At 25.7% G+C, this 14024-nt stretch carries 17 protein-coding genes; 11 read left to right on the forward strand and 6 right to left on the reverse strand.

Annotation, left to right across the window (positions count from 1 at the left end):
- Window positions 1–948 precede the first annotated feature (948 nt).
- The 6 genes from SPM_RS06045 to SPM_RS06070 form a co-directional block, all read right to left on the reverse strand.
- The gene (locus SPM_RS06045; protein ID WP_004028741.1) at window positions 949–1716 is read right to left on the reverse strand and encodes a glycosyl hydrolase family 18 protein; all 768 of its coding nucleotides are present in this window, start codon (window positions 1714–1716) and stop codon (window positions 949–951) included.
- Window positions 1717–2432: 716 nt separating this feature from the next.
- Window positions 2433–3071: a hypothetical protein gene (locus tag SPM_RS06050; RefSeq protein WP_004028744.1), complete on the reverse strand. Its 639-nt coding sequence runs from the start codon at window positions 3069–3071 to the stop codon at window positions 2433–2435.
- A 40-nt stretch (window positions 3072–3111) separates the two neighbouring features.
- Window positions 3112–3612 (reverse strand): hypothetical protein, encoded by a 501-nt coding sequence (locus SPM_RS06055; protein WP_004028745.1) that lies wholly within the window; start codon window positions 3610–3612, stop codon window positions 3112–3114.
- A gap of 5 nt (window positions 3613–3617) precedes the next feature.
- Window positions 3618–4454 carry an ETX/MTX2 family pore-forming toxin gene (locus tag SPM_RS06060; protein WP_004028746.1) on the reverse strand — a complete coding sequence of 279 codons (837 nt, stop codon included), beginning with the start codon at window positions 4452–4454 and terminating at the stop codon, window positions 3618–3620.
- Between the two features lie 20 nt (window positions 4455–4474).
- Complete coding sequence (locus SPM_RS06065) at window positions 4475–5326, reverse strand: ETX/MTX2 family pore-forming toxin (RefSeq protein ID WP_004028747.1); 852 nt, start codon at window positions 5324–5326, stop codon at window positions 4475–4477.
- Window positions 5327–6109: 783 nt separating this feature from the next.
- Window positions 6110–8065 carry a hypothetical protein gene (locus SPM_RS06070; protein ID WP_004028748.1) on the reverse strand — a complete coding sequence of 652 codons (1956 nt, stop codon included), beginning with the start codon at window positions 8063–8065 and terminating at the stop codon, window positions 6110–6112.
- A 449-nt stretch (window positions 8066–8514) separates the two neighbouring features.
- Between SPM_RS06070 and SPM_RS06465 the strand changes: the two genes are divergently transcribed.
- The 11 genes from SPM_RS06465 to SPM_RS06120 form a co-directional block, all read left to right on the forward strand.
- On the forward strand, window positions 8515–8664 hold the full coding sequence (locus SPM_RS06465; protein ID WP_004028749.1) for a hypothetical protein: 150 nt from the start codon (window positions 8515–8517) through the stop codon (window positions 8662–8664).
- On the forward strand, window positions 8664–8912 hold the full coding sequence (locus tag SPM_RS06075) for a hypothetical protein (protein ID WP_004028750.1): 249 nt from the start codon (window positions 8664–8666) through the stop codon (window positions 8910–8912). The genes SPM_RS06465 and SPM_RS06075 overlap by 1 nt, the downstream gene beginning before the upstream one ends.
- A gap of 228 nt (window positions 8913–9140) precedes the next feature.
- Window positions 9141–9503 (forward strand): SPX domain-containing protein, encoded by a 363-nt coding sequence (locus SPM_RS06080; RefSeq protein WP_004028751.1) that lies wholly within the window; start codon window positions 9141–9143, stop codon window positions 9501–9503.
- Window positions 9504–9628: 125 nt separating this feature from the next.
- Window positions 9629–10432: a DNA adenine methylase gene (locus tag SPM_RS06335; protein ID WP_004028753.1), complete on the forward strand. Its 804-nt coding sequence runs from the start codon at window positions 9629–9631 to the stop codon at window positions 10430–10432.
- Between the two features lie 144 nt (window positions 10433–10576).
- Entirely contained in the window at window positions 10577–10762 is a 186-nt protein-coding gene (locus SPM_RS06090) for a hypothetical protein (RefSeq protein ID WP_004028754.1), read from the forward strand.
- Window positions 10763–10771: 9 nt separating this feature from the next.
- The gene (locus SPM_RS06095) at window positions 10772–11203 is read left to right on the forward strand and encodes a DUF3627 domain-containing protein (RefSeq protein ID WP_004028755.1); all 432 of its coding nucleotides are present in this window, start codon (window positions 10772–10774) and stop codon (window positions 11201–11203) included.
- 153 nt (window positions 11204–11356) lie between these two features.
- Complete coding sequence (locus tag SPM_RS06100; RefSeq protein ID WP_004028757.1) at window positions 11357–11560, forward strand: DUF2649 family protein; 204 nt, start codon at window positions 11357–11359, stop codon at window positions 11558–11560.
- A complete protein-coding gene (locus SPM_RS06105) occupies window positions 11560–12567 on the forward strand; it encodes a hypothetical protein (RefSeq protein WP_004028758.1) in 1008 nt (335 codons plus the stop codon). Before SPM_RS06100 ends, SPM_RS06105 begins: the two co-directional genes overlap by 1 nt.
- Entirely contained in the window at window positions 12560–12961 is a 402-nt protein-coding gene (locus tag SPM_RS06110) for a hypothetical protein (protein ID WP_004028735.1), read from the forward strand. The genes SPM_RS06105 and SPM_RS06110 overlap by 8 nt, the downstream gene beginning before the upstream one ends.
- On the forward strand, window positions 12961–13197 hold the full coding sequence (locus tag SPM_RS06115) for a hypothetical protein (RefSeq protein WP_004028759.1): 237 nt from the start codon (window positions 12961–12963) through the stop codon (window positions 13195–13197). Before SPM_RS06110 ends, SPM_RS06115 begins: the two co-directional genes overlap by 1 nt.
- Window positions 13198–13209: 12 nt before the next feature.
- The coding region (locus SPM_RS06120) for a spiroplasma phage ORF1-like family protein (RefSeq protein ID WP_004028760.1) at window positions 13210–14024 on the forward strand (815 nt) is incomplete at its 3' end.

Raw genomic sequence — 14024 nt, forward strand, 5'->3', positions numbered from 1 at the left:
TAGTTACTTTCGAATTGCTACTACCGGATAAAAAGGTATTTCCTAAACCAATCCCTGCACTACTTCCCCTAATTAACCCTACTTGATCAAAAGGAACTAAAATACATGCGGTTGCTTTTGAAAAGTGTGATAAACGATGTACTGTCTCATTCATTTTTTCAGTAATTAAATGAAGTGAGGAACCAGCCCCTATTTTCTCAGGGTGAATCTTGTTATAACTTGCAGGTGATAAATGATGATTTGTTAATTCAAGTCATCCTTTTGTTTTTTCAATTTTAGGCAATGGTATCTTTTCTAACCTATTGTATGAATCTATCTTTGAATTAACACCTGGCTCTCCTTTTATTTCATTAAAATATTTTCGAAAATCATCTAAAAAGTCATTTTTTAATAAATCTTCATTTTCTGAATTTGTTTCATCCTGCTTTTTCTTATCATTTTTATCATTCTTGTCTTCATTGGTTTTATCCTCTGAAAAATCATTGTTCTGTTTCATATTCTTTCCTCCATATTTTTAAAAGTATTTATTAAAGTATTTATTATTAAAATATGTTTTATTCTAACATTTTTTAATGTTAAAAAAGAAAAAAATAATGTTTATCAATTAAATTGACAATAAAAGTATAATCTGAAAAAAATTTGTTAATTTCTGAATCTGGAAAGAAAAAATAGATAAAAAATAACACTTAGTTAGGATTGAGTCATCATATTCTTTTGAAAATAATTTTGCTGGTTTTCCACTTTTGTATAAATTAATAATATTTACTTTGAATTCTTTATCGCTTTATTTTTTCATATAAAAAGAACATCTTTTTAATAAAGTTAACATACTTTTTTATGTCTACTTTATTTTAGATGTTCATTTTTAAGTTGCTTTGTTGTATTTCATATTACAATTTATAAATAAAATTAATTTTTATTGGTAAAACTCTTTTTTATAATAATTAACTAATTTCAATCAGTATTTTTATCTCAATTAATTGATCATGTCATCATTCCTTTTAATTTTAACCCTTTATTATTTAAATATTTTGTTGCTTTTTTCATATCTCCAACTTTTATTTGTCCATTAGCGGCAGCATCATCGTTTGCTGGTAAACCAAACAATAATTTATTAGCTGGGATTTGATAAAAGTTGTCTTTTCCTTCTATAATATACTTAGTAATTAAATATAAAAACTCACCTTTTAATTTTTCATTATTTTGTGGTAATCAATATAAATCAATTTTTAATTCTTGGCGGTCTTCCTCTTGAACATTAATCCCATCTCCAGCTTGATTATAAAATTGGGGATGAATAAAATCATATTTTGATTCAAGAGCTTTTAAATATGGAATATAACTCGCTGCTCCGGCATATGTTCGTAAATATGGAAATTCTGGTGCCATTGAAATATAAAATTCACGGTTTTGTTCTGCTAAGATTTTTTTAACTTTAATTAAAGCATTTGGAATTACTGTTTGATTATCACCAGCTGTAATCGCTTGTTGTTCTAAATCAATATCAACACCATCAAAACCAAATTTTTTAACTAATCTTAAAATTTCAGCAACAAAAGCATCTTCTTGTTTTTTTGTTAAAACAATATGAGCATCAGCCCCACCAAGTGAAAGCATTACTTTTCGATTTTGTTGATGTAATTGTTTTATTTCATTTGCAAAAAAAGCATCTTTTTGTTCTTGTGTCATTTCTGGATGTGTTGCTACTAATGGCACAAAAGTAGGAATTTCACCTTCATTTGCTGATTTAAAGAAAGAAACTTGAATAATATCATATTCAGGATTAGTAGCAAGTAAATCAATATATTTCGCATTACCACCTTTATATCCTGTTGCATTATCAAAATTATGTCAATAACCAACAAGTAAATTTTTCTTTAATTATTGGGTATTTTTATGCTCATTTGTTTCTAAATTTAAAAAGGGTGTTAAATACGACATTATTCCACTTATAAAAGCACTTACAATTGGTATGAATATTTTATGCATAATAATTAAACTCCTTTCAGACATAACAAACCCAGCCACCCTACCAAAATTTAATAAAATTGATAGTTTTAATTATTAAAAATATTAAAGTAGTAATTATTATTTTATTATTAATTTAACCTAGAAAAAGTAATATTATAGAATTAATTTTATTATTAATCTTATTATTGTGATCAAAAATAGTATATAACTAAAAGGTTGTTTTTTAATACAATTAATGATAAAAAGATTGTGCAAAATAAATTTTACGGTGTTTTTATGCTAATTATCATAACAACCTAAACATTATTTGTTTAGTAATTATATCTTAGCACAAAATAAGACTATAAAATAACTTAAAAGTAATAAAAATCAACTTTGTTAAAAGTTGATTTTTACTTGTTATTCTATAAATAATATTTTAATCAAATAAAGTACTAAATAAGTAAAACAAATTATTTTATTTAAAACTCATTAGCTAAAAATTCTACTTTATTAATGTTTGTATCAGCAGAATTATAAACAAATTCACTAAATGGCCCTGCATTTCCTTTAGCAACTGAAGTACAGTACATTGTTAAAAATGTTTTTCCTGCTATACTAGTAATTGCTGTCACAATATGTGATTCGGAAGTAGCAGTTGTTGAAGTATCTGAATAACTATAACTACCAATAATTGTATCAACACTTTGCCCAATTTTAAATAAATCTGCCGTATTTAATACCACTGGTTTGTTACTAAAATTCCCTTGATTATGTGGGGCAGGATAAATTGGATTAGAATAACCAATGTAGTTTTGGGTAATATTTCCCACTGAATTTGATATTTTAATTTTTGGGAACAAGTGAACAAAATCATTTAAGCTAGTTGCATAATCATCAATATTAATTAAATCTGCGGTATTGCTAGAATGGCTATCACTAGTATATCATCATTGAAAAGTAATTCCAGCATGCGAACTAATACTAATATCGTTTGTATTAGTAAATAATGTAATATTAGCATGTTCTTTTTGTTGTGTTCTTACCACATTTTGAGCGCTAATAGCTGTTGGAGTTGCAATTAATACAATGGCAATTAAATTTGTTAGTAATGTTTTCATATTTTTTTCTCCTTTTTATATTATTTTATTTTGAATAATTTTAATAAATAATTACACTACCTAATTGTAATGTAGCTCATACATTGCTATCGGTATTATTAGTAGCTAAAATTTCAACGATAGCAAAAACATAATTATTAATTTCTTTAAAACTGAATGAAATAGTAACATCTTGACCACTATAGATATAGTGACAAATAATACTTGAGTAAGTCATTAACCGGTCAGTATTAATTTTAAAACTATTAGTACTATATGTTGTTCCACTCCCTCCTGCCGAAGCATCAAAATTTAAAAAAGAAAGTGTTTGATAGTGACTAATAAAGGCATTTCAATTATTGCTATACTGTGTATAAGAAAATAAACCAATTTCTACAAGCGTATTTGTTTTTTTCGCACTAATATCTTTATGGAAGTTATAATGAACAGAATTAAAAATTGTATTAGGTAAATTATTCGAATTATGTAATCTTAATGTGATTGGGGCCGCACTTGCAATTCCAATACTTGCCGTTGCAAATAGTAAAAATATTTTTCTCATAATTACTATATTTCTTCAATTGCAACAGAATAAATATTACTTTCTGAAACATTTTCTGCAACAGCAAGACCATGGAAACTAACTAATTGATTAACAATATCAACTGAAATTCCATCTGGCAATTGATTATTAAGACTATATTGTTGATATGCTAATGCAAGTGGTAAATGAAAATCATAAATCTCATTTGAATTACTAATTGTATAATTACCATAAATTGTGCCAGCAAGAATCGCATTAAGATCTAAATTTACTTTTACATCATTTTGTCCTAAGTAAGTTTTAACTAAAAATTTTTTATGGGCAGGAACAGCAATTGTTTGGATTGGGGAATTCACCGTAATTGTTGTTGATTGTGTTTCTGTCTTCGTATTACTAAAATTATATTCAAGATTAATATTAAAAATATCAACTGTTGCTTTTGCATCAACAGTTATTCCGTGGACAACAGTATGTGTAATTTGATTTATAACATCTTTTTGATATGATGAAGTTTTTAACATTTGATCAGTGTCACCATAACTATTGTCTAAAACATCTTCGCCCATATAAATTGCTTGCGATTGTTCTGTGCTTGTTGTTCCAGTAACTGTTCCCTTAACATCAAAAACATTTAGGTCTGTTACATTAACATTTGTCACACCAGTAATTGTTTTATCCGGAAATGTTTGTTTTAAAACATCTAATGCTACTTTTTGATTTAAAGCATTAAAATCAATTAACTGTTCATTATTAAGATGTTTTGTTTTTAGTTCAATTATATTATTAGAAATCCCCGCAGATATTACTGGCATTATCCCACCGAAAATAGAAGAAATTGCAGTTAATAATAGTTTTTTCATGTTAGTAGTCATCTCTTTTCTTATAAGATTGGGGTGTCTTTAATTCTCACAAAATAATTAGTTTTAGTAACAAATCCATTAATACTTCCTAAACCATTAAAGTGAATTGTTTGATTGTCTTTCACGCTAATAGCATCAGGTAGGCCGCTAAAAGTTTGCAATGATTTAAAAGCATCAGCAATATTTGCTTCATAAATAATGCCAATACCATTAATTTTATTAATTTCACATTTTACTGTTCCACTAATATCAACATTTAAATTAAGGTAAGCATTGCCTCTTGAAGTTCCCAAATAAACTGAAGCATCACTTTTAGTATGTGGTTTTACCTTAATTGTCTGACTCGGAGCAGTAAGCGTGACAGTATTTGTTGTTGTTTCAATGTCTGTCTTACTATAATTAATTTTGTAATTAAAATTAAGATATGTAAAATTAAGTTCAATTCCTCCTGAAATTCCATTTACAGTTTGATAAGTATAGATTGTTGTTACTTTTTGAATAAATTCCGGGGTTTGAAACACTTGCATTTCATCAGTGTCATTAGTAAAAGTTGCTTTTCCAAAATAAAGGCCAGGGTCAATGTCACTTGTTTCCTTATTATTTGTTGCAATATTATTTTTAACGGAAACATTTTCATTTGAATAAGTTAAATTTTTAGATATTATACTAAGGTTTCTAATAAACACGGAAGGATGATGTAATTTAAAATCACTATACAAAGCATTAGTTATATAATCTTCGAGATTAATAATTTTTGGTGTTTCTGAATCGGTCATATTTTTTGCTAGTAAATTATTATTCTGATATGCTAAGGGCATAACAAAAGAATTAATGCTAAAGCATGCAGTTAATAACTGCAACATTTTAATCATAGTTTTTTACACCTCTTTTATTAAGTATTAATTAATTTTTTGTTATATTAAAATGCCAGATAAATGTCAGATAATTAACAAAAAATTCTTAAGTTTAGAAGGATGAAATTAATAATGGTAATTAAAAATTATATAAATAAAAATATGTAATTAACAATTATCACTAGTAACCTCTAACCTCTAACCTTATTTAAAATAAGGCTTAGTTTGTTAGTAAAATTAAAGATTTGCTATTTGCTAAACCTTAGTTTTATTCTAGCACTATCTTTTGATAATGATATTTTTAAGAAATAATTTCTATTTTTATCAAAATATTTGCAATACTTTTAAATTAATTTGCATATTTTTTGCTAACTTAAAATTATATAATGAAGTTAGACGACAAAACAAATTAAAAAAGGATTAAGTCCTGTTAAATACAGAATAACTCAATCCTAAAGCAATTTTATTTTTTATGTCCACTTTTTCTTTACATACTCAAATTTCTACTTTTTCATTTATTGTTGTAATATTAAAGTTGGTAAATAACTTGTTAAATATTCATGCCAAAATTCTCATAATCTTACTTTTAATTTATTTGGAACTAAAAATCAATATGTAAATGCTTCTGCAAAAAATTCTTCTTCATTAGTTTAACCATAATCACTAAAAGCAGATAATCAATAGACTTTTTTTCGTCCTGTTACTTTCATTAAATCAAAACGAAAAGAATAATTTCACAATAATGTTATGCCACTTTTATGCGCTTTTTTCTTCTAAACCTTTAAAATTTTACTCTTGATTTTATTCTGGTTCAAATTGTAAATAACTTCCAATTGTATTTGTTACAATTTTTCAACCATGTTGGTTTGTTAATACAAAATATTTATTTATTGTTGTAAAATGATAAAACATAGTTTGAATTAAAATATCAATATCAGCTGATGAAATTGCTCCCCCTCAGCCACTATGATCCTCTTGATGAAAACCAAGAATTTGCGTTTTAACCTTTTGTTTAAATCCATTAAAATCATAATAATTTTCTTGAAAAATTTTCTTAATTAAATCTCATTCCTTAGTAGAAATACTAATTTTTAATTTATCATGTGCTAAAAATTGATAATATTTTTCAATTTCATTATATTGATTATCCGATTGGTGTTTAACAACAGTAGGCTTTTCACTAGAACTAAATAATCAATAGATAATTCCTGTTCCCGCAGCAATAAACACACCAATGATTAATGATAATCCTACCGTCTCAGGAGCTAATGCGGTACTAATCGTCGCTTCAGTTCCAATAACGGTTGCTTCAGTTGCTCCAACTGTCGTTGCTTCTACCGTTGTTAATGTCTCAGCTGCTGCTAATCCTTCTGGAGCACTTGTTGATAATAAAGGTGTTAATTCCACTGCTTCTTCAGTTTCTATTGCTGCACTAGTACGAGCAGAAGACATCATATTTTTAAGATAGTTAGCACTCATTCTTAAACCTTTAATTGGCGAAGTATTTGTAACCTTTGAAAGCGTTAATAATCCAGTCCCTGAAATTCCTAAGTTTGTTGCAGTTAGACCAATTGTACGTATTTTATTATTAAATTCTTCTTGTTCTTGTTCAGACAAATTAGCATAATGTTCATTTATTTTAACTAAATGTTTTTCTTTCTCTATTTTTAATGCAGTATTATAAGACTTCATACTATCATGAATATTTTGTTTTGTTATTTTTTCAACTGTAGTTTGAGTTGAAGCAGGTGGTGGAGCATTCGTATGTGAAGATGGCCTAATTGTTTCATAAATGTGATTATCATTTGGTGCAATTGTTTCATAACTCGCATTTTCATCTGGCCTAATTGTTGCATAATTTGCTTCTTCTCCTAATGTAAAATGAACAATAATAGCATTTTCAAAAATTTGTTCATAAGCCCTCGTATCTTCATTGCTCAAGGCTGGACGTCACCTATTACCTGATAATCCTCATCTATTAGTTGGTAAAGTTATAATTGAACCGCTAGTTGAGGCAAGTTGTCCATAAATTCGCGCACTATTATTAGTAATATCAGTAATCTGTTGAATATCATTTGGTTGCAAATTTGAATTTGCATTAATAATTGCTGTTCTAATTGTTGCTTCATCATTGTTTCTTAATTCTCCTAAATTACGATTATGGATTAAAGAATTTAAAATATAATTATTTGTTGTAAAATTAACTTCAATTTCTGGTTGTCCAATCCGATGTCATGTCGCATTAATGTTACGAATTATTGCACGATTTTCATATACTTCTGATACTTCTAAATATAATTCTGAAGATACTATTTCAGGATTTTCTTCTTGTAATCTTGTTAAAATTGTATATGAATAATTATCATCAAGAACTCCTAAATTTCGATTTGGAATTAGAGTAGCTAAAGTAAAAGTATCTGCAGTAAAATCAATAGTAAAAGTAATAAGACGCGGGATTAATCTATTTCCTTCTACGATAATGCTTTGTTCTAAATGTGCTGTTGCTCTATTTCATGTAATACGATCAAATACTAAAGCTTCACTAAAACCTGGGTGAGAAAAAATTGGATTATTTAAATCACGTAAACTAGTACGAATATGTTCTTCATCATTAAGTTCAATCCTTCCAATGTTGACTGTTGTTAAAATATCAACTAATGATGGGGGTGAAGACTTTGTTACTGTTTGAACTGCCGTTACTAATGATGTTGTTCCTCCTAATGTTATAGCACTTAATAAATATAAAATTCTTTTCATTTTTTATTCCTTTCTGTCTTTTTTTAACTTAACAAAATAAATAAAAAATGAAAAAAGTATTATTAATAATTCATTCTTTATTTATATAAATTTTAAGTTACTTTTTTACACGGTCATTCTTAAGTTATGCTTATTACTAAAAATATTTTAACATAAGAAACTTTTTAAAGGTGTAAATTGTAATATGAAGTGCAACAAATCAACTCAGAAAGGAGTTGATTTTTTTAATGGAAAGAAAACATTATTTTATTTTGCGGTCCTTAGTAACTAAGTATGGAAAAGATAATGTTATTAATACTGTTAATAAAATAGTAACTAATAATGTAAAAGAAAATGAATAAATTATCCGCGTAATTTATTAGCGGTAATTTATTCAATATTGTTTATTTTGAGCGTAGCGAACACGCGAAGCGTGCCGCGCAAGCTAAATTTCTAGGAGGAATTAAGTTATGCCAGTATGGTTAACATGAATATTTAGTATTGTTATTATTTTAGGAATTCTTGCTTGAATTGGTTTATCAATTTATCAAAAAATTCGCCAAATTCAAGGAAAGAAAAAAGATAAAAAAGAAATTAAAAGTAAGGAGGATAAGGAATAATGTTAGGTATGTATTTAACAACAGCTGTTAATTTTCTAGCTGCAGATACTCCTACTATTTCAGGTGGAATGGATTCTATTTGAAGTGGTTTAGGACAAGCTATGATGAAAGTTAAAGATGCTGTTTATGCAGTGTTACCCCAATTAATGACCTTTCTTGGTGATGCTTGAATTATTTTAATTCCATTTGGAATTTGAGTTATTATTAAGATTTTAAACTTTTTCCGTGTGATGGTTAAAGGCTTTTAATATTTATTATAACTGATCATATATCTTAGCTGTGGCACACTAGCTTTGTTATTTGGTTTATTAATTTTAATTTTATATTTTCTATTAACGTTGTTAATAGTACTTTTCAGTGTGCCAATTTTGTATTTTTGTTTTTTATTACATTGTTTATTAACATTGTTTATTTAACAATAATTAAGTTACATTAATACAACATTGGTTATTACAGTAAATGTTAGGAGTATTTTTATGAAAAAAATTATAGATAGTATTGAACAAGTAATTTCAATTTGTGGCCAAGATTTTACAAAGTGGCCTAATAATATGGCACCAGATGTTTTGAAAGCAACTTATGAAATGTTAAAAGAATATCAAGAACAATTAAATCAATATGAAGTAGATGAAATATTTTCTGAAAGTGATCGTGAGCAAATTTTAGAAAAAGTAAAAAGTTTTTATGAAAATAAACTTGCTGAAAAAAATAGAAAATATCCAACATTCAAGAAAAGTGATTTTGTATATATTCAAGGGAAATCATTAATTATTGGAGCGGAAGGTGCTTATGTTATAAAATCTGAATTCAAGGAAAAAATAGAAAGTTTAGAGGAATAATTATGCAAGATTTATTAGATGAAATTAAAATTAAGACAATGCAAGCTACTTTTATTATTCGAAAAGAAATGAGTTTTTATCAACATATTGCAGAACAGTTAGAAAGTAATATTGCGAAATAGTTTATGCAATTTTTAAGCCCTTTATCATGAGTCGGTGGAAAAACTAAAGCTGATAAATTTATATCTTCCTTTTTTCCCAACAAAATAAAAAGATATGTAGAATTATTTGCTGGTTCAGCTGCGATTGGTTTGCGTTTAATGTTTAATGACAAAGTAGATGAAATAATATTAAATGATATTAATTCTGATTTAATGACTTTTTGAAATGATGTAAAAACCAATAATATTATTAATAAATATCCCAAATTTAATTCTGTTGAAGAAGCTAAAAATATTTATAATTCATTACCTAAATTTGGCAAAAAAGGTTGAGAAACTTTATTTCAAAATCGTTTAGGTTGAAGTGGTCGTGAAAATAATACTTTTTCAATTACACGTTATGAATTAAAATATTATGATTGTTTAGAACGTGTTAAATTATGTGAATATTTACTAAACAAATACAATGCAATTTTAGAAAATAAAAATTATTTTGAAATTATTAAAATTTATGATGATAAGAATACTGTTTTTTATTTAGATCCGCCTTATTATATTGCAAATGTTTCTGCTATGTATAAGCATTACAAATTTGATTATAAAGAATTATTGTATTATTTGAAAAATATAAAAGGAAAATTTATTTTAAGTTTAAATAATTGTGAATATATTAAAAATTTGTTTAGTAATTTTTATCAAATTGAATGAGAAAAAATTTATGATATGAAACATAAAAATAAATTAATTGAATTAGGCCAAGAATTATTAATTATGAATTTTAAACCAAATATTTCTAGACAACTTAAACTTTTTAAGGAGTGTGATTAATAATGTTAGGAATTTGAATATTTTTTATTAAACGTAAATGTCAAATTTGTTATTCTATTTTGAATAAAAAATTTGTTGGTAATTTATATTTTAAGTTAAATGTTTGTTCGATGCAATGTAATAGAAAGCGAGTTGATTTGAATAATGTATCAGAAACCAGACTATAAAGGAGGTTCTAATCCAGCATTAAGTCAATTTAATATTATAAAAGTTATTGATATTAAGTGATTTATTGGATATAACGGTTTTCAAGCTTTTCGCAGAATAATTGAAAGTAAATGGTTCGCAGGTATTGATACTAATAGAAATGAGTTATATGTATGAAAGTAAGGTGTTTTTGTGAGTTTTTATAAGAAAAATATTGATGTGGAGAATTATTTTATTCGAAAAGAATTTATAGTTTTTAGAACAGATAAAGCTTCATTTATTAATTTACCTAATCATAATAAACATATTGGTTTTTGGTTGAGTAATAAGTTTATTTATCCTAGTAAAGCACATTCTGATCAAGTAGCTATTGGTTTGATTTATGAGAATTCTTATCCTATTGTAAAGTATGATGAAAATTTAAAACGTCATGTGTGAAAACATTTAACTGGAACAGAATTAATCAATTTATATAATCAATATAAACAAAATTATTTTACACAAATGAAAAAAGCATTATTCCCCGGTGAACCTAAAAAACTAAAAACAACTAATAATAATTTAACAAATTGAAGTGATGAAAAAGTAGAAAAGTTAATTAATGATTTGAAAGATTTAAATTAAATGAGTTTATATGATTATTGAGTTCAATTTGTATGTTATATTATTGGTTCAAATGCTCCTGAATTTTTATATGTTATATCGTTTGTGTTGTTTATAGTTTTATTTTTTGGTATGTTTTTTAAAATCATTCAAAAAATGTGAAGTTTTTAAATTATGGCAAAAGATTGAGAAAAATTAAAAGAGTTTTTTATTCATATATTTTTATTTATTGACAAATCTAACGTTGAAAGTATTACAACTTGGACTTTGACTCAAAATGAATATTTAACTATGATGGTTGGTATTTGAATTGTTATTTTATTTTTAACTTGGTTCTTATTGTGAATGATTTTTAAAATAGTTGGGTATTTTAAGTAATGAAAAAGTTTGTATTTTTTCTAATAAATTTTTGTTATATTAATGGTTCAATGGTTTTGTTTAGTTTAATTGATTTATTAATTTGAATTATTTCATTAAATTATACCGGCTTAGTGTTTTGATTATTATTTGCTTTACAATGTGTTTATTTTGTTTGATGATTATGAAAAAATATTTTTTATCAGTTGAATGCTTTTCGTTTAGTAAATTTTGTTTGAGATAATCCTTTATCAGTAATTATTGGTAAATTAGGTACTGGTAAAACACTGCTTTTAACTTATTTGTCGGAAACAATGAAATTATTAACAGATAAAATTTATAGTAACTATCCATTAGAAGATGATAAAGTTAAAGTTTTAACTTTTAAGAATTTAGATTTTACAGATCGAACAAAACCAGTTCCCCCAGATGATAGTTTAATTTTGTTTGATGAGAGTTTTTTATATATTGACGGAACTAGTCCTCATGATGAAAAAGTAACTCATCGTGGTAAAATTCCTTGGATTGTATTAGCTAGACATTTTGGACATCGTGCTTTATTTACAGCTCAACGTGAAGGTATGCTTTGAAATAATATTCGCCAATTAGCTAGTGGAATTATTATTCCTATTTCTTTGAAAAAACCCATTGTTAAAAAAGGAATTAATTTTTTTAACAGATTTTTTATTATGCGAATTGGTATTTTTCAAGATATTACTGATTATGAAATTTGAAAAACCGAATCTGTCAAGCGTACAGCAGAGGGTAAACGTGCAAAACATAGATCTGATGTTGGATTAGGAATTCGGTTTTTTAAGATTATTATTCCATTAGAAATCGCCCAAAAGTATGAAAGTAAATGACTTTCATTTGTTCGTGATTTAAAAAATGATGATGTTTCAGATACTAAAGAGTATTATTGAACACAACTTAAAGATTTAACAATAAAAGAACGTTTAGAGTTATTAGACATTGATATTCTTAAGAAGAATTTAAAACCTAAAAAAGGAAGTGGTAAAGATGATTAATTTTTTAACTGAAAACAACAGTAATTGAGACAAGATATTTAGCTTTATTTTTGATGTATTTTTGTTTATTTTTGATGTAATTTGAAACACTAAATTGCCAATGACAAATACAACGATTGCTTATTTTATAATCTTTTTTATGATCATTAAATTATCAATTTATGCTATTCATGGTACATCAACACAATATAATGAATTAGGTTCAACTGTTAAAAATAGCACATCACAATTATATTCTGCAACAGCTCGTGGAGTTTCTGATACTAAACAAGGTATACAAAAACACATTAAAGAGCGTAAGCAATTTAAAATTAATCGCAATAAACAACAATTATCAAGTTTAGCTAAACAAGCAAAAACGAGAGAACAAGCATATAGAAGGATACATAAATAATGATTAGATTAGTTTTATTAGTTGCAGCAATCGCTATTTTTGGGACAGGTTTTATAACAGTTATTATAAATCAATTAACATCAGCAAAAAATATCATTATGGATTTATATAATTCTGATACTTTTTTACTTTCGTTGTTTGGTAAAATGGCAATTTTATTTAGTCATCCACTAATGTTAACAATTTCAAGTTTATATATTCTTGCCTTTATTGTTTCTAAAACATTGTATAGTTAGGAGTAGTTAAATATGAAAAAAACAATATCTTTATTTTCAATATTTATTTTAGGTATTTTAAGCTTAGTTATTCCTTTTATTACTTTAACAGCATTTAAACCTTTAAATCAACAAAGTTATAATGTAAAGCAACAATCAACAGGTATCAATGAAACAGATTTTATTAATACAATGTTTTTACGTAGTACTTTTTTTGAAAATTGATCAGAAACGAATTATTTTATTAATCCGACTTTAAAAACATCAAAATCATTAATTTATAATGATAAGTGATATTTAGACTTTTTAAAAGATAGTTATTCAACTGGAATTTCATTCGACAAGCCTAGTGATGAGTTTATGGATTTATATAAAAATTGAGATACTTATGCTAAACAATATAACATTGATAAATTTTATGATGTTGATAAAAAACAATTTTTAAAAGAATTAACTAATTTTTCTTATTCTTTTGCCAAGTATTTTAATACTGTGGAAGTTATTAATAAATTAGAAAAAAGTGTTGATAATTTACAATTGATTAATTTAAAATTCCAAAATTGAAAGTTAATTAATGACCCTGAATCTGAAATTTTAGATAAAGATAAAACTTATATTGTAATTGCTGGGAGTAAAGAAAAAGGTTATTATTTAGCAGATTGAAAAAAATTTGATTGAAAAGTATACAAATATAAATCAGTTTATCGTTGGGATGGTGTTGGAGAGCCTAAAACATTTGAAATTGATAATAATGGTAATCCTATTTTTTGGACTGATAATCAATATCAAAATACTCGTTCTTTTTTATTAAAATATATTAATGCTATTGTGCAAGAAAATATTCGAAG

This window comes from Spiroplasma melliferum KC3, assembly GCF_000236085.2.
Taxonomy (GTDB): Bacteria; Bacillota_I; Bacilli_A; order Mycoplasmatales; family Mycoplasmataceae; genus Spiroplasma; species Spiroplasma melliferum.